The organism is Vibrio zhanjiangensis (assembly GCF_030161235.1).
Taxonomy (GTDB): Bacteria; Pseudomonadota; Gammaproteobacteria; order Enterobacterales; family Vibrionaceae; genus Vibrio; species Vibrio zhanjiangensis.
In genome coordinates this window covers 1-24011 of the sequence record NZ_BSPW01000088.1, presented here as the reverse complement: position 1 = coordinate 24011, position 24011 = coordinate 1, and the positions used below count along the sequence as shown (strand labels likewise).

The following is a 24011-nucleotide window of genomic DNA, read 5'->3' as shown; positions in this document are numbered from 1 at the left end:
TCATTGGAAGTTACTCTTCCGCGTCTTGGCCGCTTCGATTGAGTAAAAACTGGACTAGCATTGAAACAGGGCGACCTGTCGCGCCTTTCGCTGCTCCCGATTTCCAAGCTGTTCCCGCAATATCGATATGCGCCCAGTTATATTTCTTGGCGAACTTGGACAGAAAACACCCAGCGGTGATTGTGCCGCCAGGACGACCACCGATATTGGCCATATCGGCAAATGGGCTTTTCAATTGCTCATGATATTCATCTGCCATAGGTAGACGCCACGCGCGATCGCTCGCTTGCTCAGAAGCATTGACTAGCTCATGAGAAAGAGGGTTATGGTTTGACAACACACCACTGATGTGATGTCCCAGAGCAATCACGCAGGCACCAGTGAGCGTTGCAACATCGACAACACAATCTGGTTCGAAACGTTCAACATAAGTCAATGCATCACATAAAACCAGACGACCTTCGGCATCCGTATTGAGTACTTCGACGGTTTGCCCTGACATGGTCGTCAAAATATCACCTGGACGATACGCGTTACTGCCAGGCATATTTTCACATCCGGCGAGCACGCCAATAACATTGATGGGTAAGTTAAGCTTGGCTAATGATTTCATGGCACCAAACACAGAAGCGGCGCCACACATGTCATATTTCATTTCATCCATGCCTTCGCCCGGTTTGAGTGAAATACCGCCAGAGTCGAAAGTGAGTCCTTTACCGACCAATACAATAGGCTTGCTGTCTGAATCAGGATTGCCTTTGTATTCCATGATAGACATCATAGATTCATTTTTAGAACCACGACCAACCGCTAAATACGATGTCATACCCAGCTTTTCCATCTCTTGTTCGCCGATGATTTTCGTTGTGATGGTCTCATAGTCATCAGCAAGGCGTCGAGCTTGAGAGGCCAAATAGGCAGGGTTAGCAATATTGGGAGGCATGTTAGCAAGATCTTTTGCAGCTTTTACGCCAGAAGAAATGGCTAAGCCATGTGTGATGGCTTTTTCACCTAGATTGAGCTCGCGTCGAGTAGGGACATTAAACACTAGCTTGCGCAGTGGACGACGAGTTTCTGGCTTAACACTTTTGAATTGGTCAAATGTGTATAGGCTATCTTTGGTTGCTTCTACGGCTTGGCGTACTTTCCAATAGGTATCGCGGCCTTTAACGTGCAGTTCAGTAAGGAAACAAACGGCTTCCATTGAACCCGTTTCATTGAGAGTGTTGATGGTTTTTTGAATGATTTCTTTATATTGACGCTCGCCCAGTTCACGTTCTTTACCACAGCCTACAAGCAAAACGCGTTCTGATAGCACGCCGGGAACTTGATGCAGTAGTAGCATCTGCCCAGGTTTTCCTTCCAGATCACCACGGCGAAGTAGTGAACTGATATAGCCGTCGCTGATCTTATCTAGCTGTTCAGCCACTGGAGAGAGACGGCGTGGTTCGAATACACCCACAACAATACACGCACTGCGTTGTTTCTCTGGGCTACCACTTTTTACACTGAACTCCATGCGTACTCCTACATCCTGAAGACAAATCGAACTAAATGTTAGATAATGGCATCTTACTTGTTGATTCCGTGTGCGGAACAACTTTGTAAATAAGCGCGTTAACAGTTAGCCAAAATTTCAAATAATAAAAGGTTCAACGGGAAATTATAGTGATTCAGTTAAAAAAACAAGTTTTGTATAGGTAATTTCAGCGTGATTATTGTTAGATATTTGATCCGCGAGACACTCAAGAGCCAATTGGCGATCTTTTTTATCTTGTTTTTGGTATTTTTAAGCCAAAAACTGATCAGGGTTTTAGCGGATGCGTCAGATGGCGATATTCCAGCATCCTTGGTGATGCATTATGTCGGTTTGAGTATGCCTTCAATGGGGCTATTGATGTTGCCTCTGAGTTTGTTCCTTGGGATTTTGTTGACCTTTGGGCGTTTATACGCGGAAAGTGAAATTACCGTTATGAACGCAACCGGTATCGGCAATAAGTTCCTGATTCGAGCTGCGCTTTATTTGGCTGTCATCACTGGACTGATTGCTGCTGCTAATGCATTTGTTTTCTCGCCAATCAGTCAAGAAAAGCTCATTCAACTTGAGGAACAAGTGGCCGCTGAAAATCGTGTCGATATGATTCAAGCAGGTCGGTTTGTCGATACGCCTGATGGTTCTTCTGCGGTGTTTATCGACGCCATTGAAGATAAAAAACTTAAGCATGTTTTTGTTGCTCAAATGCGGCCGCGTGATTCTATCTTACCTAGCGTGTCTTTTTCGCAATCGGGTGAAGTAAAAGAGCTCAGTGATGGTCGGCAGGTGATCCGGATGTATGACGGAGTTCGCTATGAAGGTGTGCCAACTCGTCTTGACTATAGGATTACCGATTTTAAGCAATACGAAGGTTTAATCGGCCAGCGTGATGTTAAGCCCAAAGGTCGTGATTGGGAAGCGATTCCTACGTTGCTGCTTATGTCCAATCCGGATCCTCGCGCTCAGGCGGAGCTCCAATGGCGGATTTCTCTTGTCGTGTGTATACCGCTTTTAACTATGCTGGTTGTGCCTTTGTCTGCGGTTAATCCTCGCCAAGGGCGATTTGCTAAGATGGGGCCGGCGATTTTAATCTATTTGGCCTATTTCTTATCCATCAGTGCGACTAAATCAGCATTGGAAGATGGATCGATTCCTGCCTTCATTGGTATGTGGCCAATAAATGCGGCCTTACTGCTGACTGCGATAGGGGTCAACCTGTTGGATAGTATTCCAGTTAGGCGAATTAAAGACAAAATAAGACAACGAAGGAAGGCCGTGTAAGCTGTGTTCAAAATTCTCGATCTTTATATTGGCAAGACGATTATTGCCACAACATCCTTGGTGCTTGCCACCTTTGTCGGCTTGTCTTCGATCATTAAATATGTCGAACAGTTACGCAAGGTGGGTCAGGGTACTTATGATTTATTGCAAGCCTTGTTTTTTGTGATCTTAAGTATTCCTCGGGATATTGAGATGTTTTTCCCAATGGCGGCTTTGTTGGGGGCGTTGATTGGCCTTGGGATGCTGGCATCCAGTTCTGAGTTGGTTGTCATGCAAGCTGCAGGATACTCAAAGCTGGATATTGGCTTATCTGTGCTCAAAACAGCGGTTCCCTTGATGATCTTAGTCACCTTGCTAGGGCAGTGGGGAGCGCCACAGGCGCAAAAAATGGCCAGAGATATGCGTACATTCAGCACATCTGGCGGGGTTATTATGTCTGTGCGTACAGGTGTTTGGGCTCGTGATGCCAACGACTTTATCTTTATCGGAAAAATTGAAGAAGACAAACTATATGGTTTGAATATGTGGCGGTTTAATACTGATAAGCAATTGGAAAGCGTGGTATATGCTGCCGAAGTCGATTACATAGCAGACAATACATGGTTAATGAAAGATGTCCAAGTGACTGACATGGTCGATGAAGTAGAAATTTCCAAGACCAATCTGCCTGAATACCGTTGGATGACATCACTCGCGCCGGACAAACTGGCGGTGGTTACCGTCAAACCTGAAGAACTGTCTTTGGCAGGTTTGTATGATTATGTCCATTATCTTAAAGCGTCAGAGCAGGACTCATCGCGGTATGAACTGGCCTTGTGGAGAAAAGTGACTCAACCTTTTTCCATCGCCGTTATGATGTTGATGGCATTGTCATTTATTTTTGGGCCATTGCGCAGCGTGACTATGGGAGCACGAATTTTGTCTGGCGTAGTGGCAGGGTTTACCTTCTACATATCGAGTGAATTTTTTGGCCCATTGAGTTTGGTATACAACATTCCCCCAGTCTTTGGCGCCGTGATGCCAAGTGTCGTATTTTTAACTATTGCACTGATATTGCTTCGAAGGAAGCTGTAGTTTTTAGTGATTGTTTTAAAAAATAAAAAGGCTGCCATCGCAGCCTTTTTTGTACCTATTATAGTAGCTTCTTTAGCCTGTATAAGGCTTCCAAGGCCTGCCGTGGTGAGAGGTCATCTGGCTCGATATTGGCAAGCGCGTTCTCGACTTCACTCGGCTCCGGTATAAGACTCAGTTGGTTTGCCGCATCACCTAGTGGGTGGTGTGTTTTACCTTCAGTCACACTGAGCTGCTCTAATTGGGCGAGTTTAAGTCGTGCATTTTTGATAACGCTTTTCGGTACACCAGCAAGCGCTGCTACCGCTAGACCATAGGATTTACTCGCCGGCCCTTCTTGTACTGCGTGCATAAAAGCAATCTTGTCGCCATGTTCGACCGCATCGAGATGTACGTTGGCTAAATGTGGTATCTGGTTTGGCAGTTCAGTCAGTTCAAAATAGTGTGTAGCAAACAAGGTCATAGAGCCAAGCTGTTTGGCTAACCACTCAGCACTTGCCCATGCGAGTGATAAGCCGTCATAGGTGCTGGTTCCCCGACCGATTTCATCCATAAGTACTAAACTTTTGCTGGTCGCATTGTGCAAAATATTGGCGGTTTCTGTCATTTCGACCATAAAAGTGGAGCGTCCTGATGCAAGATCGTCAGACGCACCAATGCGGGTGAAAATTCGGTCAATAGAGCCTATTTGGGCGGACTCTGCTGGAACATAGGAACCAATATGAGCCATTAATGCAATGAGCGCAGTCTGTCGCATATAGGTTGATTTACCACCCATGTTAGGACCTGTAATAATCAACATCTTCCGTTTAGCGTCGAGCTCGACTGGATTGGCAATAAATGGCTCATCTAAGACCTGCTCAACTACAGGGTGACGACCAGATTGAATATAGATGCCTGTATCTTCAGTGAGTACAGGACGGCAATAATCTAGGCTATCAGCTCGTTCAGCAAGATTTTGCAGCACGTCAATTTGTGATACAGCCGAGGCGAGATTTTGCAGTTTTTCGAGATCGGGTAGTAATAGATCAAACACTTCCTCCCACAATTGTTTCTCCAGTGCGAGCGCTTTGGATTTGGAGTTGAGTACTTTGTCTTCATGCTCTTTAAGTTCAGGGATAATGTAACGCTCAGCATTTTTCAACGTTTGGCGACGGACATAATGAGGAGGAACCAAATGACTTTGTCCTCTGCTAACTTGGATAAAAAAGCCATGAACATTGTTATATCCGACTTTTAAACTATCAATGCCGTGACGCTCTCTTTCATCTTGTTCGAGCTTATCAAGGTATTCCGTCGCACCTTCTGCTAACTTACGCCACTCATCGAGTTCGTTGTTGTAGCCCTCAGCAATGACGCCTCCATCTCTGATCACGACTGGAGGGTTTTCCTTGATGGCTCGCTCTAGCAGCTCACACACATTTTGTTGTGGCGCTGCGTAGTTGGCGAGCTTGACGAGATAGGGATGGACACAGGTCTGCATAGTACTCGCTAAGTCGGGCAGTTGCTGCATTGCATGGCGAAGGCGTGCTAGATCCCTCGGGCGAGCACTACGTAAAGCAAGACGCGCTAAAATACGTTCGATGTCGCCAATTTGTTTTAGAATGGGGTGAATATCTGAAAACAAAGCCAGTTCTTTGATCTCGCTAATCGCATCAAGACGATGATTCAATGCTTTGATATCTCGCATTGGATGGTGTAACCAGCGTTTTAGCATACGGCTTCCCATTGCTGTCGCGCTGCGATCCAATATTTCGGCTAATGTATTTTCTGTTCCACCCGCTAAATTTTGAGTAATTTCCAAATTACGCCGCGTTGCGGCATCCAGGATAACGGAGTGATCCTGTTTATCGTAGGTTAAAGAACGGATATGGGGTAAAGCCGTTCGCTGGGTATCTTTTACGTATTGGATCAAGCATCCAGCTGCGCACAAACCAAGTGCAGCTTGCTCCACACCAAATCCAATTAAGTCTCTTGTACCAAATTGTTGGTTGAGTTGTTGCTTAGCCGTATCGAGCTCAAACTCCCAAGCTGGTCGGCGGCGATTACCGTTGCGTGATGCCAGCAGTTCTAGAGGGCCAAAGTCTTCGGGAAAGAGCAATTCTCGTGGTGAAGTACGTTGCAGTTCTGCTGCCATTGCCTCTTCAGTTTGAGGCTCCATTAATTGGAAGCGTCCAGAAGTGATGTCTAATGTTGCGTAGCCAAATTTACCCTCTTGGTGATAAATGGCTGCTATTAGGTTGTCGATCCGTTCAGAGAGCAGTGCTTCATCTGTGATAGTTCCTGGCGTTACAATACGAACTACCTTACGTTCTACTGGTCCTTTACTGGTGGCAGGATCGCCAATCTGCTCACAGATAGCGACAGATTCACCGAGTTGAACGAGTTTTGCTAGATAGCCTTCAACGGCATGAAAAGGTACACCAGCCATTGGAATTGGTTCACCCGCAGAGGCACCACGTTTTGTCAGTGAGATATCAAGTAACTGAGAAGCGCGTTTGGCGTCATCATAGAAAAGTTCGTAGAAATCCCCCATCCGATAAAATAACAGTATATCCGGATTCTCAGCTTTGAGCTTGAGGTATTGCTGCATCATGGGAGTGTGTTTTTGTTCGGCCGTCACGGGTAATTTCTTTAGTTTATGTCTATTGCGACGTAGGATACGTGAATCTGTCGCTGGCGAAAAGGTATATGCTCAATTTGGCCATTAAGATGGGATATACCTGATATGGTTTGTTATATACTTACACTTGTGCAAACTTTTAAGAGAGGAAAGGCTACTGATTGATATAATTTTATGAAGAGAGTTAAATACTGTTTAAATAAGTTTCTATTATATTATTTGTTTGATTATTCTTGATAAAGTATATTATCATTATCAGCAGCTTGTGTAAAATAAAGCCAAATCCAATAGAGTAAGTAAGGCAATATGGTATTAAATGAATTTGTTTCTTATATGATTAGTTTTCCTACAAACTTTTTCTTTTTTCCATTCATGATGTTCTTGTTATTAATGCTAGTGGATTTGATATTCAATGTAGTAGAAAATGCAACGGCTGATATGGATTTTTTCGATCTTGATAATATTCCTGGAACAGGTCTCTTATTACCACCAATACTTTCTAAAGTTCCAGTGATGGTGGCTATGTGTACGAGTTTTTTTATTGCTACAGTTCTATCTTTTTATAGTGATTATCATGTCAATAACTGGTTGAGTAGTGAGCTTGCCTTTGTTGCAGACATTATTTCTATCCCTATTGTGTCCTATGTGGCTTTAGTTATTTCAGCTTGGGTTCTTAAACCATTAGAACCTTTTTTTGATAAGAGCAAGACTTTTGCACAAGTTAACTTTATTGGTTTAAAAGCAAGAGTGTACAGCAGTAAGGTAACCTCAGATATGGGGGAAGTGATGGTGATGCAAAGTGGTAACGAATATCTCTTAGACGCTGTTTGTGAACAAAATAATAACATCAAATATGGTGATGAAGTCGTGATTGTGTCTCGAGATAGCCAATCTCGTCGATATGTAATCGTCAAAAAGTAAATATTTATAACAGGAGTTGGTTAATGGAAGTTTTTCCAAGTTTTATTTTTATTGCAGTTGGAATTGGTGTCGCCTTAATCTGCTTGATTTTTCTTATGTCAAGATATAAGAAAGTTCGAGGTGAAGGTGATGCATTAATTATAAATGGCTTGCATGAGACACGAGCTTCTCTTACTGGTACCTTCGTTTGGCCTGTTATTAATCAGTTCGAGTGTATGGATATCACACGTAAGAAAATATCTGTAATTAGAAGTGGCCGCAAAGATCAGGAAGGTGAGGAATATGAAGGGCTTCATTGTCGTGACAATATTCGAGCAGATTTAAAAGTAGATTTCTATATTGGTGTAAACCATGAAGAGGAAGACATTATTAGAGTCGCAAAACTCTTTACAGCTCATGACGCTTCTAATATTGAACGTCTCAAAGAGCATTTTCAGCCTAAATTCTCAGAGGCTTTGAAAACAGCTGTAAAACAGTTTGAGTTTGAAGAGCTTCTCACTAATCGCCGAGCTTTTCGTGATGCTGTAGTTCAGGTTATAGGGAGTGAGATGGATGGATTCAAAATATATGATGTTGTCATTGATAAGATTGATCAGACAGCTTTGGATGCACACAGAGTCGATAATATCTTAGATGTTGAGGGTATTCGTAAGATCTCAGCGATTACCGCGCAAAAAAACACTGAAACTAATGCTATTCGTCAAGATGAACGCACTACGATCAAAAAGAAAAATGTTGAAGCTGAGGCTAATCGTTTACAACTTGATAAGCAAGAACAAGAGAGTGTTGCGCGTACACAACGAGAAATAGAAATTATCAAGGCACAAGAAAATGCTTTATCTTCCGAAAAGAAAGAAGAATACCAGCGTATTACTCAACTGGCTCAACTCGAAACAGAAGAAGAAGTAGCCAAAAAGCGTGAAAGTGTTCAAATGGAAGTTGAAATGACTCGAATAGCTAACCAAAGACAACTGGCTATTAAAGAAGAAGAACTTACTCGTTCTATTGAGACAGAGAAGGTTCGAACTGCTACAGAAGTTGCTGAAAGAGAGATGAACAAAGAGACAACAGTCGAAGAATCTCTTAAGTTAGTTGCTGAAACTCGATCTCAGCGAGTCGAAATTGAACGAAAGATAGCACGTGAAGAAGAAGAAACTGAAAACCTACGTGTGAATGAACAGGTTAATCGTAAAAAACGTGTCACTATGGTCGAGGCTGAGGCAGCGGCTGAAGCGGCCCAGCTTGAACTTCTAGTTGCAGCGCGAGCTGAAAAAGAAGCGGCGAAAGAGCGTGCGGAACGTGTTTTAATTGAAAATGATGCTGAGCTGAAAGTTAAAACCCGTGAAGCTGAAAATGATCTTGCAGTTAAATCTCGTGAGGCTGAAGCTGACCATGTTGTAGCAGTTAAACGGGCAGAAGCTGAGTTTGTGACGAAAGATAAAGAAGCTGCAGCCAAAGAGCGTATGGCACAAGCTGATAGGGAGTTTATAAGCGCAACAGGTCTCGCTCAGGTTGAAGTTGAGCGAGAGCGTGTTCAGGTAATTAGAGAAAAAGGAGAAGCAGAGGCATTTACCTTGCAGAGTACAGGTGAAGCGGAAGCACAAGCACTTCGAGCTAAGGGGCTTGCAGAAGCAGAAGCACAGTCCGCTCGCTTTGAAGCTGCTCAGCAATATGATGAGCACACGCGTGAGCACGATAAGTGGGTGATGCAGCTACAGCAAGAAAAAGAGTTAGAAATGGCTCGTATTGATGCTCAGAAATCAGTGGTAAGTGAAAATGCTAAAGCCATTGCGCAAGCTCTTTCTAATGCTGATATTAAGCTATTCGGTGGTGAAGGTGTTGAACAGATACGCCGTACTATTTTAGATGCAGCTGCTATGGATAGTAAGTTTGAAGAGTCAAAAGTACTCAACCCGCTTGTATCAGACTATGTTGAAGGCAATCGCAGTTTACCTCAGGATATCAAAGACATATTAGAAAACTCTAATATTAAAAGTAGTGATTTGAGTAATGTTGCATTGGCGAGCTTATTAAACTCTCAAGGTGGTGCCGCTGAATTAATGAAAAAAATACAAAACTCACTAGATACTGCTCCTAAAAGTAACGCATAAATAACCCTATCACCTCACAGAGTCCCGCTAAATGTTTAGCGGGACTTACAGGTATTACTATGTCAGACTCGACTCAGAAAGCTGTGAGTGAAGGTGGTGCTTACGAGGTTCTAAGATCTCGTCTCTTTCAGCAAGGCCAACAGCTCAAATCTCTCACTCACTCTTTTAATCATAAGCGCCAAGAAATTTTTGGTGGTCAAGAACTAAAATTGATCGGTAAGACGAATGTTCAAACCGATGCTAGATGTATCCCTATCGACATGGCTCAAGTCAATCAACAACTATTGTTTGGCTATCAAGTGCATGTTGGAATGAAAGCCGCCCCAGCTTTGCAAGATGTTTTCGGACTGTATCAACTGCATGAAAATGAGGGGACTTTTCGAATAGAACCCCTGTCTGTAGAGGAAAGTTTCCTGCATGATGCTCGCTTTTTACACGAGTTTACTGAACTGTTCACCTACTACCGAGACGCAAGGCTGTCGCAAATATCTCGTCAGGAAAATATATTATATATTGCTTTCCAGATCGGTATGCGAGTTGAAGATCGTAGAGTCTTTCGTTTTCAAATCAACTCAAATTCTATTGAGTTTCTTGATTCTGATGGCCATCAATCGTTAACCAACATGGCTCAGCATGACTTTGAGTGGGTCACTACGACACGAGATGATCATATCATGGGGACCCATCCACATGTCTCTATCGCTGACAAGTTGTTTGTAGAGTGTATAGGTGGTGATTTAACCATCAAAGTCGAAGATAACACTGATGATGGTAAAGGGATTTATAGTGAAGAAGTAGAAGATATTCACCAAAGCGTTGCTGATGCTCATATTCATTATGCGTTCATTGGAGGGCTCATCGTTCTAAAAATTCGTCCAAACCGTGAACGTGAAGACCGTTACTTTATTTATAACCCAATTACTCAACATGTTGTTAGGGCAGACGCATTAAGTCATAGTGCTAAGGCGCTTCCTGAAGACCACGGTATATTGTACTCCCACGGATTTGTACTATCCAATGGTGAGCACAAGCAGTTTGATATGCCATGGCAACACCTTGAGTTTTTTCAGCAGATAACCTCACCAAATGGGGAGGATATATTGTATTTCTTTTTCAACATCTTAGAGGGGTACTATGTTTCCTTTACCTACAATATAATTGAGAAAAAATTTGCCTCCCCAATGGAAAGCCATGGTTTTAGCCTCTATCCAGACGGGCGAATGTTAGTTTTTCAACTTTCTGAGAATGCCGAAGCTTCCACCGTTCATCCATTACGTGTTTGGGATACACCTTTCTCTACCACCGAATACTACGCAGCTAGTAATCTCCAGAGTAATGGGTCCAGTCCACTATTCAACTTAGGTAATGCTGAATTAGTAAGGGCTTTATCATCAGTTTTATCCGTATCACAGTTAGCTCAAACCGAAGAAGTCACCAGTACAGCTTACGAGGTTTTACTCAAACAGTGTCAAACCACTCTGGATCACTACCATTGGTTAAATCATGATTATGCTCAAGGTATTGGTAAATTAATCAACGACTTGATGGTAACGGCTGACAAGGTTATTGGTGAGTTTGCCAAAGTTAAGCAACTGCAGTCTCATGCGCTAGATAACTTAGCTGAACAAAAAAGCACAGTAGAGAGTCTGATTAACAAGATTAAGCTAGCACCTAAAGAGCAAGCCAACATTTTGCTTGGATTATTGGCTGAGGTAAAAAGCCAAGTTGGAGCCACAATGGCCTTGCGCCAGCAGCACTATGTCGATACCGTAGGCATAGATGATATATTGGTTATTTTGCAACAACAGCGCTCATTACTAAATCAACAATTGCTTACTTTGTTGCAAAATGAAGAAGCTTACCTACCTTTCAAAAAGCAAATTAAATACATAGAGTCTGAGTTAATACAGGTAGAAAAAACTTCTCATATGGCGAAGCTACAAGACCACGTGGACGAGCTGAGGAATGATCTTCAACTAGTAATAGAAGAAGTTACAGATATTGATACTGAGGACCCAACTCAAGCCACAAGAATTCTTGATCTGACCACAGAAGTCTCTTCTTTACTTAACAGTGTGTCTGCTAAGCTTCGTAGTCGCGATAAAAGCCTCCAAAGTGAAGAAGCCCAAGCAGAATTCAGTGCACAGTTTAAATTATTTGGTCAATCTGTTAGCACAGCTATGGAGCTTGCCACTTCCCCTGATGAATGTGATACGCAGTTAGCGAAACTCATAGGTCAATTGGATAAACTTGAATCGAGATTTTCAGATTTTGAACGGTTTTTGAGCGAGATATATTCTAAAAGGGATGAAGTTCATTCGATTCTGGATAATCACAAACAACAATTGATTGCATCACAACAGCGTAGAATTCAGAATTTACTTCAAGCTGCGACCGTAACCTTAACCAGTATCGAAAAGCGAGTCGCCAAGTTTGATGATATCGCTGGTTTAAACAGTTATTTTGCAACGGATGCAATGGTACTTAAATCGATTCAATTGTCTGAATCGATTCGCCAACTAGGTGATAGTGTTAAGTCCGATAGCTTAGATGCCAAGCTCAAGTCATTACAAGATCAGTCCTTGCGAGCATTGCGTGATAATCAAGATATCTTTGAGCAAGGTGGTAAAGTACTGCGGCTGGGTAAACACAGGTTCAGTGTTAACCAGCAAGCACTGGATTTGACATTGGTCGAGCAAAAAGATGGACTGAGTGCTCATATATCAGGGACTGATTTTTATCAGCCTATAAATGATAACACTTTCCTTAACATGAAAGAGGTATCCAAACTTGACATCGTTTCGGAGAGTGAAACAGTATGTCGTGCAGAATATCTGGCCTATTTAGTCCTTTACTTTGCTGGACAAAACAAATCAGAAGTGAATCTAGATGCATTATATAAAGCCCATTCGCAGAACCAGCTTGCAGAGTATGTTAGGCGCTTTGCTGCCCCTCGATATAAAGAAGCGTATGTAAAAGGCGTTCATGATAATGATGCAACGAATATTTTATCCCAAGTGCTACCCATTTATAATAAAGCTGGGCTATTACGTTACAGTCAGGAAGCCCGAGCAAATGCAATTCTTTGGTTGCTTGAACAAGACGAAAACACTATCGCTAGTGTTCGGAGCAAAGCAGTCAATGCCGAATTATTACGGGAGCATTTGAATACCTCTGATGCATTTAATGATCTACGAAATCTTATAGCAGATGATTTTGTTGGTGAGTATGCCAATGACAGTGCAAGTTATCTTATTTTACTCTTATCCCAAAAGGACAATTATATTCAGGTTAGTCAAGATGCCTTAGACCTGAGTGAAGATTACTTACAATTTCGTCGGAGCATAGACTCTTCATTTGCAGACTTGCCCTTAAAAGAGCAGTTTAATGATCACCTTCAGTGGTTGAAAGCATATACGGAACAAAGAGACTATGGGCAGGCTTTTATTACTGAAAGTGCTGCGATTTCATTGTGTAAAACTCAGTCAAATTTGATTTTACATAGCATTGACTTCTCATTGAAATTTACTGTTGCAGGCTTGATCGGTGAACATAAGCGAATCATTAACGGTAAACTAACATTAGTGTTGGATGATTTTATTCAGCGCAATGAATTGCATCGGAGTCAAGTAGTTCCTAAGTATGAAACATACTTGGGCCTCAGAACAGAACTATTGAATCAGTACAAGGAACAGTTTCGTCTTGATGAGTTCAAACCTCGTCCACTAACCTCTTTTGTTCGCAACAAGCTTATCAGTGAAAGTTATTTACCACTGATTGGTGATAATTTTGCTAAACAAATAGGGACGCTAGGAGATAATAAGCGAACTGATCTTATGGGCATGTTACTACTTATATCTCCACCGGGTTATGGTAAAACCACCTTGGTTGAATATGTGGCTCATAAACTAGGTTTGGTGTTTATGAAAATTAATGGACCCTCCATCGGCCATAAAGCAACATCACTGGATCCTTCTGATGCGCCTGATCAGAACTCTGCTCGTGAGATTGAGAAAATCAATCTTGCGTTTGAGATGGGCAATAATGTCTTGTTATATCTAGATGATATTCAACATACAAATCCCGAATTTCTTCAAAGATTTATCTCTTTATGTGATGGAACACGTCGTATAGAGGGCTCATGGCAGGGAGTTGCAAAAACCTATGATATGCGGGGTAAAAAATTCGCAGTTGTAATGGCTGGCAACCCATATACAGAGATGGGAGAGGCTTTTCGTATACCTGATATGCTTGCTAACCGTGCAGATATTTATAACCTGGGTGATATGCTGTCTGATCAAAAGCAAGCTTTCGAGCTGAGCTTTATTGAAAATTCGTTGACATCAAACCCTACGTTAGCTCCTCTTGCAACGCGTGATCTTGATGATTTGTACCGTTTTGTTCGCATGGCAAGTGGTGAAAGTATTGCATTGAGTGAGATGAGCTATTCGTACTCAGCTTCAGAATCAAGTGAAATTGTCACTACTATTCAAAAATTGATAAGGGTGCAGCAAGTTGTACTAAAAGTTAACCAGCAATACATTCATTCTGCGGCGACTTCAGAACAGTATAGAGTAGAACCTGCGTTTAAATTGCAGGGTTCTTATCGAAATATGAACAAATTGGTAGAAAAAATATCTTCAGTTATGACTGATGATGAGCTGAATTCCTTGCTACAAGATCACTATCAGGGTGAGGCGCAAACACTTGCTGATGGCGCTGAGGAAAATCTGCTTAAGCTGGCGGAATTAAGAGGGAACATGACTTCGGCGCAAGTAGAAAGGTGGCAAGAGATTAAACAAAGTTATCAAAGGCATCAACTTATGGGGGATTCAGAAGATAGGGCTGGTCAAGTTGTACAGCAACTTGCAATTTTGAATCAGAATGTTTCTTTACTTGGCAGGGAGAGCAACCAATGAATCAGGCTAAATGGATTCATTGGTTAGAGGAATCACTATCTGATTTTCGTCTTGATGATCAAGAGAAGAAATACCTACAGAACCAACTAGCAGAACAAGCTTTGTCTAGTGAAGAACGTGCATTTTTGCGTAATCAAAGTTTCAAAATGGCTAAAATGGCATTGCTTCATGGTTCAGAGTCAACGGCTGTACTGAATTGGCTTGAACGAGTCGTTAAGTTAATAGATAACACCAAGGTTTTGAATAGCAAACTAGCAAGTAGCTGGTTTTCGCCTGGTAGAAGTTGCATCACTGGCATTATGGAGCAATTAAAGCTTGCTCGTAATTTTATTGATATTTGTGTGTTTACTATTGCAGATGATGATTTAACTAAGCATATCTTACGAGCTTCCCAGCGTGGTGTGGAAGTTAGAATTATTACCGATAATGATAAAGTTGCTGATAGAGGTAGTGATGTTGATTATTTAGCACGAAAAGGCATTCCAATAAAAATTGATACTACGCCCTACCACATGCATCACAAGTTTGCGATTTTTGATAAGCAACGCCTTATTAATGGGAGTTTTAATTGGACTCGCAGTGCGTCCAAATATAATCAAGAGGACATTACCTTATCGGATGATGTCCGGTTCGTTAACTCTTTTTCCAGACAATTCGAACAACTTTGGCAACGTTTTCCTTGCTATCAGCCTTCTCAATATTAAGGAGCCTTTATGACTGTCACTGAAACTGCTCAGACAGAAGTAGTAGAAACAGAAACTGAACAGGATATTCTTGTTATAGCTGAGAACTTTGACCCATTTGATAGTGTTGCCACTATCACTTTTGGTCATCAAGCTTTGGATAAAATTACTGCGTTTTCAGACTCCATTTTGAATCAAGTCAGAGTTCGAGATAGTGGTGAAGCTGGAGACATTCTTCAGGCTATGGTTGCTTCAATGGATACTAGTGATTTTGAGCAACTTGGTCAGCGCAGCTTTTTGTCCAAGCTTCCTTTAATTGGCGAACTTTTTGACTCGTTCAAAAAGTTTTCTACCAGTTTTGATTCGGTAAAAAAACAGCTTGATTCATTAGCTGAACGGTTAGAGGGACAGCAGGCAAAGCTTGCTCATGATGTTAATCAGCTAGACGAGCTGTATCAATATAACTTGGGTCTGCTTAATGAACTTGAACGTTACATAGAAGCAGGGCGATACAAGTTAGCTCAACTTAACCAAGAACTTTTGCCTGAGCTGTTGAGTAAGTCAGAACAGAGTTCTGATGCCTTGGATGCACAGCAATGCCGTGACGCTACTCAAGCAGTAGCAAGGTTGGAAAAACGGATTCATAACTTAGAACTGACCAAGCTGGCGGCGATTCAAACAGCGCCACAGATTCGTTTGTCTCAGGAAGGGAATAAAATGTTAATGGAAGATATACAGGATATCATACATAACACTTTCCCTTTATGGAAACGACAGTTCTTAATCGCTATATCCAATTATGAGAAAGAAAACGCATTACAAATAACGAAGGCTGTCAAGGATTATACGAATAAACAATACGTGCAGAATGCAGAGAAGCTTAAAGTATTGGAAGAGCAAATCGCCGAAAATTACCAACGTGGAATTCTGGACTTAGATTCGCTTCAGACGGTTAATCAATTAACCATCGAGACTCTTAATAATACTCTCGCAAGGGCTAAAGAGGGTAGAGAGCAACGTGAAAAAGCTCAGAAAGTAATAGAACAAGCAGAACAAGAGCTTAAGTTAGCACTTCAGCAATCTTTTGTTGGCTAACTTTTTACCACGTCGGCTATGATAGGCAGTGCCCAGTCTTTTGATGGATAGGTGATAAGTTGAGTATGACATTAAGTAAACGCATGGGAGACTTATTATTGTCTCAAAAGCTAGTTCTCACAACGGCAGAGTCTTGTACTGGAGGTGGTGTGTCTGCAGCCATCACGGATATACCTGGAAGCTCTGCTTGGTTTGATCGCGCTTTTGTTACCTACAGCAATACCGCCAAAATTGAGATGTTAGGGGTTGCCGAAGACACCATTCAATCGCATGGTGCGGTTAGTGAGATTACGGCGGTGGAAATGGTACAAGGTGCGCTCAAGCATTCCAATGCAAATATTGGCGTATCTGTTAGTGGTATCGCTGGGCCAGATGGTGGTAGCGTTGAAAAGCCGGTCGGCACCGTATGTTTTGCTTGGGCTGATGATAAAGGATGGTTAAAAGTGGAGACCTGCTGTTTTTCTGGAAATAGGACTGAGGTGCGACAGCAAGCGGTCATCCATGCTTTGCAAGTACTGTATGAAAAACTGAGGAGTTAAAATTAACTTCACAAAAATTAATAAGATATGAGTGATATACAAAAAAAACATCAACAGCTATGGACACTGTATGAATCAACAGTATAATAATTTGTATTGATGGCTCAGAATAGCTCTGAAGCAGTAATAAGCATTCAAATATCATCAACAAACTTGATGAGTGAAGTGGAGAAAGTGATGGACGATAACAAACAGAAAGCGCTCGCAGCAGCACTTGGTCAGATTGAAAAGCAATTCGGTAAAGGTTCTATCATGCGTCTCGGTGACAACCGTGCTATGGATGTGGAGACCATTTCTACTGGCTCACTTTCTCTTGATATTGCATTAGGTGCTGGCGGCCTGCCAATGGGACGTATTGTTGAGATTTATGGCCCCGAGTCATCAGGTAAAACCACACTGACTCTTGAGCTTATTGCTGCTGCTCAACGTGAAGGAAAAACGTGTGCTTTTATTGATGCGGAGCATGCTCTTGATCCTGTTTATGCTAAAAAATTGGGTGTTGATATTGATGCCTTGCTTGTGTCTCAGCCAGATACTGGTGAACAAGCACTTGAAATTTGTGACGCTTTGGCTCGTTCTGGTGCAATTGACGTTATGGTCGTTGACTCCGTTGCGGCTTTAACACCAAAAGCAGAAATTGAAGGTGAGATGGGTGACAGCCACATGGGGCTTCAGGCTCGAATGTTATCGCAAGCTATGCGTAAACTGACGGGTAACCTTAAGCAGTCTAACTGTATGTGTATCTTTATCAACCAAATACGAATGAAGATAGGGGTTATGTTTGGTAACCCAGAAACCACTACTGGTGGTAATGCGTTGAAATTCTATGCTTCGGTACGTCTAGATATTCGCCGTACAGGCTCGATCAAAGAGGGCGATGAAGTTGTTGGTAACGAAACTCGTATCAAAGTGGTTAAGAACAAGATTGCAGCGCCATTTAAACAAGCGGAAACTCAAATTATGTATGGGCAAGGCTTTAACCGTGAAGGTGAGCTGATTGATTTAGGTGTGAAGCATAAACTGATTGAGAAAGCTGGTGCTTGGTATAGCTACAATGGTGATAAAATCGGCCAAGGGAAAGCGAATGCAGCAAAATTCTTACGTGATAATGTTGACGTGTCTCGAACGATTGATGCGACTTTGCGTGATATGTTGCTTTCTCCCGCAGATGTCAAAGCTGACGATGTTGAGTTAGAGCAAATTCCAGAGCAAGAAGAGTTGTAACCCAAAATATAGAGAGTCAGCCCTGCCATTTGTGCGGGGCTTTTTCATATTAGCCCTTAGGACAACTATGTTTAAAAGAGTATTACCTTCTTTAACGGCTAAAGACACTGCGATCCAACTTTTGAGCAGAAGAGATCACGGTGAGTATGAACTTTATCAAAAGCTTATTTACAAAGGTTTCGATGAAAAGGCAATTTATGACGCGATAAATTTTTGCCTTGATCATCATTATCTCGATGATCTCCGCTATGCCAAAAGTCAAATACGTCAGCATGTTTACAAAGGCCATGGTGAGTTACGTATTCGCCAGGATTTACAGCAAAAAAGAGTGGCAGATTTTGTGGTGGATAGAGCGATGGAGGAAGAGCCGCAAGACTGGTTTGAACGAGCAAAACAGGTGGCAGATAAAAAATTCAAAGGCCAGAAGGCAGAAGATCCCAAAGCATACGCTAAGCAAGTTCGTTTTCTTCAATATCGAGGTTTCAGGTTTGAGCAGATAGAGTATGCGCTAAATAATCAATCAGATTGATTGAAGATTAATGTTGTCCAGTAGTCATCACCGACTCAATGTATCCTAGCCTAAATACATTTTTTGGATAAGGCTGCTCATACTAATAGATATTGTCCCCTAGAACCCCCTTATCGATCAAAAATAGTGCGTGAAAGATCAACAGGGCCTAGTCGTGGCGCTTGGCATGATCTACAATAGCGCAAAATTCTAACTCGATTATTTCTAGGAAGCGCTGCATGTACATGAGCACTGACGAGGTTCGTAATGCGTTCCTCAAGTTCTTTGAAAGCAAGGGACACCAAATTGTAGAGAGTTCATCTTTGGTCCCACACAATGATCCAACCCTGCTGTTTACTAATGCAGGTATGAACCAATTTAAAGATTGCTTTTTAGGTGCAGAGAAACGCGCCTATACTCGTGCAACTACGGCTCAGCGTTGTGTACGTGCTGGTGGCAAACACAATGACCTAGAAAATGTAGGCTTTACTGCACGTCATCATACTTTCTTCGAAATGCTCGGTAACTTCAGTTTTGGCGATTACTTCAAAGAAGATGCCATCGCGTATGCATGGGAATTTTTAACCGAAGTATTAAAACTACCGAAAGATCGTCTTTTAGTGACTGTTTATGAAACAGATGATGAAGCGTTTGAAATATGGAACAAACAAGTTGGCGTTCCTGCTGATCGTATTGTACGGATTGGTGATAAAAAAGGCGGTAAACAATATGAGTCTGATAACTTCTGGACCATGGGTGATACAGGTCCTTGTGGTCCATGTACCGAGATCTTTTATGATCACGGGGAGCACATTTGGGGCGGCCGTCCAGGAACTCCAGAAGAAGATGGTGATCGTTTTATTGAGATCTGGAACAACGTATTCATGCAGTTTAACCGTCATGCCGACGGCACCATGGACTCGTTACCTAAGCCTGCCGTTGACACAGGGATGGGCATCGAGCGTATATCCGCGATTATGCAAGGCGTTCATTCAAACTACGAAATCGATGTATTCCAAAAGCTGATCCAAGCGGCGGCGCAGACGATAGGATATCAAGACCTTTCTAACCAATCGCTTAGAGTGATTGCCGATCATATTCGTTCATGTTCATTTTTGATTGTCGATGGCGTGATGCCTTCCAATGAAGGTCGTGGCTATGTTTTACGCCGAATCATACGTCGTGCCGTGCGCCATGGTAATAAGCTTGGTGCTAAGGGCGTCTTTTTCCATAAGCTCGTTGGTGTTTTGGCTGAAGTGATGGGGACGGCTGGTGAAGAGCTTAAGAAGCAACAGGCGATGGTTGAAAAAGTCCTGCGCATTGAGGAAGAAAACTTTAGCCGCACTCTAGAGCGTGGTATGGCGATTCTTACTGAAGCTTTGGATAACCTCGAAGGCAAAGTACTGGACGGTGAAACCGTCTTCAAACTTTATGACACCTACGGTTTCCCAGCTGATCTCACCAATGATGTTGCTCGAGAGCGTGAATTCTCGATCGATGAGCAGGGTTTTGAGCAAGCGATGGAAGCGCAGCGCCAGCGTGCTCGTGAAGCAGGTCAGTTTGGTACAGACTACAATGCGACAATCAAAACTCAGGCCCATTCTGATTTCTGTGGTTATGGAGCTACACAAGGTAATAGTCAAATTACTGAAATCTTCCTTGACGGTGAAGCCACTGAGTCACTATCGGCGGGTAATAAAGCGATTTTGATCCTGGATGAAACGCCTTTCTATGCAGAATCTGGCGGTCAATGTGGTGACACTGGGATGCTTAAAACACAGTCGGGGCTTTTTAAGGTCGAAGATACACAGAAACTCGGAAATGCTATCGCACACCATGGTGTATTGGCCGAAGGTGTTCTAGCCAAAGGTGATGAAGTTCAAGCTTTAGTTGACGCAAAGCGCCGAGCTGCGATCTCGTTAAACCACTCAGCCACGCATTTGTTACATGCCGCGCTTCGTCAAGTATTGGGTGATCATGTTACACAGAAAGGCTCTTTGGTTAGGCCTGAAAACTTACGCTTCGACTTTTCTCACTTAGAGGCGGTAACACCCGCTGAACTTAGAGAGGTAGAACGTTTGGTCAATGCTCAGATTCGCCATAACCATGTGATTGAAACCCAAATCATGGATATAGAGTCGGCTAAGCAGAAAGGAGCGATGGCCTTGTTTGGCGAGAAATACGATGATGAAGTTCGTGTTCTTTCTATGGGAGACTTTTCAACCGAATTGTGCGGTGGGATTCACGCCTCAAATACAGGCGACATTGGTCTGTTCAAAATTACATCGGAAGGTGGCATTGCCGCAGGTATTCGTCGTATCGAAGCTGTAACGGGTGAAGCAGCACTTGATGCAATCGAAACACAACAAGCAAAATACGAAGCCAAGCTTGTGGAGTCTGCGGTTAAAGCCAAAGCGTTAGAGAAAGAGCTGCAAAAACTTAAAGATAAAATAGCTGCAGCTGAAAGTGCCAACATCATGGGTAAAGTTCAAGAAATCAATGGCACCAAAGTGTTGGTTGCTGGCATGGAAGGTGCTGATAGCAAAAACTTGCGTACTATGGTTGATGACATTAAAAATCAAATGGGTAGCGGTGTTGTCATGTTAGCCAATGTTAGTGATGGCAAAATAAGTCTAATCGCTGGAGTGACCAAAGACCTTGTTGACAAAGTGAAGGCGGGAGATTTGGTTAAAATGGTATCGGAACAAGTTGGTGGTAAGGGGGGCGGTCGTCCTGACATGGCTCAGGCTGGCGGCACTGACGTGGCTGCGCTACCTAATGCCATGAAGACCATTCAACCTTGGTTAGAAGAACGCCTATAAATTTTTTACGCTCAACCATCACTGGCTGAGCGTAATGTTTAAGTCAACCAGATGAATTCATAGCTCATTTTGATGGGCTTACGATCTCTTGGTTTTTTAGTTACAACCACAAGCCATTAAATACTCAATGGGTGTGGTGCGAATGAGACTGCGGTCTTGGGAAGGTGAAGACTGGTGAAACATCCCCTTATCGTGCAAAAGTTCGGTGGAACTTCTGTTGGATCTATTGAAAATATCCACAAAGTAGCCGAGCACATCATTAAGGCAAAAGATGATGGTAATCAAGTTGTTGTTGTCGTATCGGCGATGTCAGGAGAGACGAACCGGCTGATGGATTTAGCCAAACAAATAGACAGTGTACCCACAGCGAGAGAACTCGATGTTTTGCTTTCTGCGGGTGAACAAGTATCGATGGCACTACTGGCAATAGCCTTGAATAAACAAGGTTACCCAGCGCGCTCGCTGACCGGGGCGCAAGCGAATATTGTTACTGATCATCAGCATAATGATGCAACGATTATTGACATTGACACCTCCGCCATTGAGGCACTGCTAGCTCAGGACTTAATCGTGATAGTAGCAGGCTTTCAAGGGGTTAATGAGAGTGGGGACATCACCACCTTGGGGAGGGGCGGTTCTGATACGAGCGCGGTAACTCTTGCGGGGAAACTCCAAGCGGATGAATGTCAAATATTTACTGATGTTGATGGTATTTACACCTGTGATCCTCGCGTGGTTCCAGATGCTAAAAAAATTGATGTTATTGATTTCGCATCAATGGAAGAGATGGCCAGCAAAGGTGCAAAAGTGCTTCATTTGCCTTCGGTACAATACGCTTGGCAAAACAACGTCCCTTTGCGAGTTTTATCGACATTCAGTTCTTCTGTCGGCAGTTTAGTGAAAGGCAGTGAGCCTTTGCAATCGATTTGTGGCCTTGCTCTTCAGCGCGATATGCGTTGCTTGACGGTAGCCAGTGATGGGTACCTCAGTTTTGAGAGGCAAAGCCACATGTTAGGAGTTCAGATTTGGGCTGTGATGGAAAGCAAAGGCAGGGTTACCATTGTTGTAAAAGACGAAGTCTATGCAAAGTTGGAATTAACTTTGGGTGACAAAATAGGCACTAGCAAAAAGGTTAGCTTATTAACCTTGGTTGGCCGACATCTTGCCGAATTGACTGAATTGACTCATGTATTGTTGAATGATCAAGGCATTAATGCGATGCATTGTGATATCAACCCACAATCCTTGACTTGGATATTACCCCCAGAAAACATCGACAAAGCGGCGAACATATTGCATCATGCATACTTTGTCTCAGCGCAAGCGATTAACTATCAGTCAAAACTGGCTTATTCTGGTTGACCAAGTTTGAGAATAAAGTTTACGAAAATATAACTTTTGTTGGATAATAGCTTCATAGCAAGAAAAATCAGAGATTACTCAAGGAGCACAGAATGCTAATTTTAACTCGCCGCGTTGGCGAAACACTCATGATCGGCGATGAAGTCACAGTCACTGTACTTGGCGTAAAAGGTAATCAGGTTCGTATTGGTGTAAATGCACCTAAAGAAGTGTCTGTTCACCGTGAAGAAATTTACATGCGCATTCAAGCTGAAAAAGGTAATGGTAATACTACTTCGGGTAATTACTAATAAGAAAAATAGGCCGACGATACGTTGGCCTTTTTTATGTTATTAATATAAGCATTTTTAGCAAAAAGAGTGAATTAGCATCGCTTTGATTAAATTGACGACGCTTAGTCAATTTTTTATGGTTTTTACCAAGAAAACGTTTGACATATCTTTGGTAAATCGTAATATGTGCCTCCGCAAGACGGTGAGGTGGCCGAGAGGCTGAAGGCGCTCCCCTGCTAAGGGAGTATGCGGTTTGTAGCCGCATCGAGGGTTCGAATCCCTCCCTCACCGCCATCTTGCAAAGCTCTTAACTGAGCGGTTTAAAACAAGTATCATTGCGCGCTCGTAGCTCAGCTGGATAGAGTACCTGGCTACGAACCAGGCGGTCGAAGGTTCGAATCCTTCCGAGCGCGCCATTCCTTACCAAGGAATAAATCGGTGAGGTGGCCGAGAGGCTGAAGGCGCTCCCCTGCTAAGGGAGTATGCGGTTTGTAGCCGCATCGAGGGTTCGAATCCCTCCCTCACCGCCATTAGTTGGCCTAGTGTCAATTTTTTGTTTTAAACAAAACTTAAAGTGATATGCTTCACATATTTGCTTTAGGAAATCAGTGCGTCCTTAGCTCAGCTGGATAGAGTACCTGGCTACGAACCAGGCGGTCGGAGGTTCGAATCCTCCAGGACGCGCCACTCTCATTTGGGGATTTCGGTTCCTGATATTGTTGTTTCAATATCAAACTTAGCGCGCTCGTAGCTCAGCTGGATAGAGTACCTGGCTACGAACCAGGCGGTCGAAGGTTCGAATCCTTCCGAGCGCGCCATTATTTTAAGTCTAATAGAACTTTATTAGTCTCCCGTGCGTCCTTAGCTCAGCTGGATAGAGTACCTGGCTACGAACCAGGCGGTCGGAGGTTCGAATCCTCCAGGACGCGCCACTCTCATTTGGGGATTCCGGTTCCTGATATTGTTGGTTCAATATCAAACTCAGCGCGCTCGTAGCTCAGCTGGATAGAGTACCTGGCTACGAACCAGGCGGTCGAAGGTTCGAA

15 protein-coding genes and 6 tRNA genes are annotated in these 24011 nt (G+C 42.9%); 19 read left to right on the top strand and 2 right to left on the bottom strand.

Features of this window, described 5'->3' with window-relative positions; translation table 11 throughout:
- Positions 1-10: 10 nt before the first annotated feature.
- Entirely contained in the window at positions 11-1519 is a 1509-nt protein-coding gene (gene pepA, locus QQK21_RS19155; RefSeq protein ID WP_284193777.1) for a leucyl aminopeptidase, read from the bottom strand.
- A 192-nt stretch (positions 1520-1711) separates the two neighbouring features.
- Here pepA and lptF point away from each other — a divergent pair, with 192 nt between their 5' ends.
- Positions 1712-2815, top strand: a complete 1104-nt coding sequence (gene lptF, locus QQK21_RS19150; protein ID WP_284193776.1) for an LPS export ABC transporter permease LptF — start codon at positions 1712-1714, stop codon at positions 2813-2815.
- A gap of 3 nt (positions 2816-2818) precedes the next feature.
- Positions 2819-3889 (top strand): LPS export ABC transporter permease LptG, encoded by a 1071-nt coding sequence (lptG, locus tag QQK21_RS19145; protein WP_284193775.1) that lies wholly within the window; start codon positions 2819-2821, stop codon positions 3887-3889.
- A gap of 58 nt (positions 3890-3947) precedes the next feature.
- Here lptG and mutS read toward each other — a convergent pair whose 3' ends face one another.
- Positions 3948-6509 (bottom strand): DNA mismatch repair protein MutS, encoded by a 2562-nt coding sequence (mutS, locus tag QQK21_RS19140; protein WP_284193774.1) that lies wholly within the window; start codon positions 6507-6509, stop codon positions 3948-3950.
- A 306-nt stretch (positions 6510-6815) separates the two neighbouring features.
- On the opposite strand from mutS, the gene QQK21_RS19135 reads away from it, so the two are divergent.
- The 17 genes from QQK21_RS19135 to QQK21_RS19055 all read left to right on the top strand — a co-directional run bounded on the left by QQK21_RS19135 (position 6816) and on the right by QQK21_RS19055 (position 23897).
- A complete protein-coding gene (locus QQK21_RS19135; protein WP_284193773.1) occupies positions 6816-7430 on the top strand; it encodes a DUF1449 domain-containing protein in 615 nt (204 codons plus the stop codon).
- Between the two features lie 23 nt (positions 7431-7453).
- Entirely contained in the window at positions 7454-9541 is a 2088-nt protein-coding gene (locus QQK21_RS19130; RefSeq protein WP_284193772.1) for a flotillin family protein, read from the top strand.
- Positions 9542-9600: 59 nt separating this feature from the next.
- On the top strand, positions 9601-14460 hold the full coding sequence (locus QQK21_RS19125) for a DNA repair ATPase (protein WP_284193771.1): 4860 nt from the start codon (positions 9601-9603) through the stop codon (positions 14458-14460).
- On the top strand, positions 14457-15164 hold the full coding sequence (locus QQK21_RS19120; RefSeq protein WP_284193770.1) for a phospholipase D-like domain-containing protein: 708 nt from the start codon (positions 14457-14459) through the stop codon (positions 15162-15164). Before QQK21_RS19125 ends, QQK21_RS19120 begins: the two co-directional genes overlap by 4 nt.
- A 9-nt stretch (positions 15165-15173) precedes the next feature.
- Positions 15174-16238, top strand: coding sequence for a toxic anion resistance protein (locus QQK21_RS19115; RefSeq protein ID WP_284193769.1), 1065 nt, complete (start codon positions 15174-15176; stop codon positions 16236-16238).
- 65 nt (positions 16239-16303) lie between these two features.
- On the top strand, positions 16304-16777 hold the full coding sequence (pncC, locus tag QQK21_RS19110; protein ID WP_284193768.1) for a nicotinamide-nucleotide amidase: 474 nt from the start codon (positions 16304-16306) through the stop codon (positions 16775-16777).
- Positions 16778-16954: 177 nt separating this feature from the next.
- Positions 16955-18001, top strand: a complete 1047-nt coding sequence (gene recA / locus QQK21_RS19105) for a recombinase RecA (protein WP_284193767.1) — start codon at positions 16955-16957, stop codon at positions 17999-18001.
- 67 nt (positions 18002-18068) lie between these two features.
- Complete coding sequence (gene recX, locus QQK21_RS19100; RefSeq protein ID WP_284193766.1) at positions 18069-18530, top strand: recombination regulator RecX; 462 nt, start codon at positions 18069-18071, stop codon at positions 18528-18530.
- A gap of 218 nt (positions 18531-18748) precedes the next feature.
- Positions 18749-21331 carry an alanine--tRNA ligase gene (gene alaS, locus QQK21_RS19095; RefSeq protein ID WP_284193765.1) on the top strand — a complete coding sequence of 861 codons (2583 nt, stop codon included), beginning with the start codon at positions 18749-18751 and terminating at the stop codon, positions 21329-21331.
- 174 nt (positions 21332-21505) lie between these two features.
- Entirely contained in the window at positions 21506-22693 is a 1188-nt protein-coding gene (locus QQK21_RS19090) for an aspartate kinase (RefSeq protein ID WP_284193764.1), read from the top strand.
- Between the two features lie 92 nt (positions 22694-22785).
- The gene (gene csrA / locus QQK21_RS19085) at positions 22786-22983 is read left to right on the top strand and encodes a carbon storage regulator CsrA (RefSeq protein ID WP_114787819.1); all 198 of its coding nucleotides are present in this window, start codon (positions 22786-22788) and stop codon (positions 22981-22983) included.
- 183 nt (positions 22984-23166) lie between these two features.
- Positions 23167-23259 (top strand) — tRNA-Ser (locus tag QQK21_RS19080).
- Between the two features lie 45 nt (positions 23260-23304).
- Positions 23305-23381 (top strand) — tRNA-Arg (locus tag QQK21_RS19075).
- Positions 23382-23402: 21 nt separating this feature from the next.
- A tRNA-Ser gene (locus QQK21_RS19070) sits at positions 23403-23495 on the top strand.
- An 80-nt stretch (positions 23496-23575) separates the two neighbouring features.
- A tRNA-Arg gene (locus tag QQK21_RS19065) sits at positions 23576-23652 on the top strand.
- A 54-nt stretch (positions 23653-23706) separates the two neighbouring features.
- A tRNA-Arg gene (locus QQK21_RS19060) sits at positions 23707-23783 on the top strand.
- A 37-nt stretch (positions 23784-23820) separates the two neighbouring features.
- Positions 23821-23897: transfer RNA gene (locus QQK21_RS19055), tRNA-Arg, on the top strand.
- Positions 23898-24011 lie beyond the last annotated feature (114 nt).

Coding starts and splice junctions, on each gene's coding strand:
- QQK21_RS19130 (WP_284193772.1), top strand. CDS start 7,454: ATGGAAGTTTTTCCAAGTTTTATTTTTATTGCAGTTGGAATTGGTGTC.
- QQK21_RS19135 (WP_284193773.1), top strand. CDS start 6,816: ATGGTATTAAATGAATTTGTTTCTTATATGATTAGTTTTCCTACAAAC.
- QQK21_RS19120 (WP_284193770.1), top strand. CDS start 14,457: ATGAATCAGGCTAAATGGATTCATTGGTTAGAGGAATCACTATCTGAT.
- csrA (WP_114787819.1), top strand. CDS start 22,786: ATGCTAATTTTAACTCGCCGCGTTGGCGAAACACTCATGATCGGCGAT.
- pncC (WP_284193768.1), top strand. CDS start 16,304: ATGACATTAAGTAAACGCATGGGAGACTTATTATTGTCTCAAAAGCTA.
- QQK21_RS19115 (WP_284193769.1), top strand. CDS start 15,174: ATGACTGTCACTGAAACTGCTCAGACAGAAGTAGTAGAAACAGAAACT.
- pepA (WP_284193777.1), bottom strand. CDS start 1,519: ATGGAGTTCAGTGTAAAAAGTGGTAGCCCAGAGAAACAACGCAGTGCG.
- recA (WP_284193767.1), top strand. CDS start 16,955: ATGGACGATAACAAACAGAAAGCGCTCGCAGCAGCACTTGGTCAGATT.
- alaS (WP_284193765.1), top strand. CDS start 18,749: ATGTACATGAGCACTGACGAGGTTCGTAATGCGTTCCTCAAGTTCTTT.
- QQK21_RS19125 (WP_284193771.1), top strand. CDS start 9,601: ATGTCAGACTCGACTCAGAAAGCTGTGAGTGAAGGTGGTGCTTACGAG.
- recX (WP_284193766.1), top strand. CDS start 18,069: ATGTTTAAAAGAGTATTACCTTCTTTAACGGCTAAAGACACTGCGATC.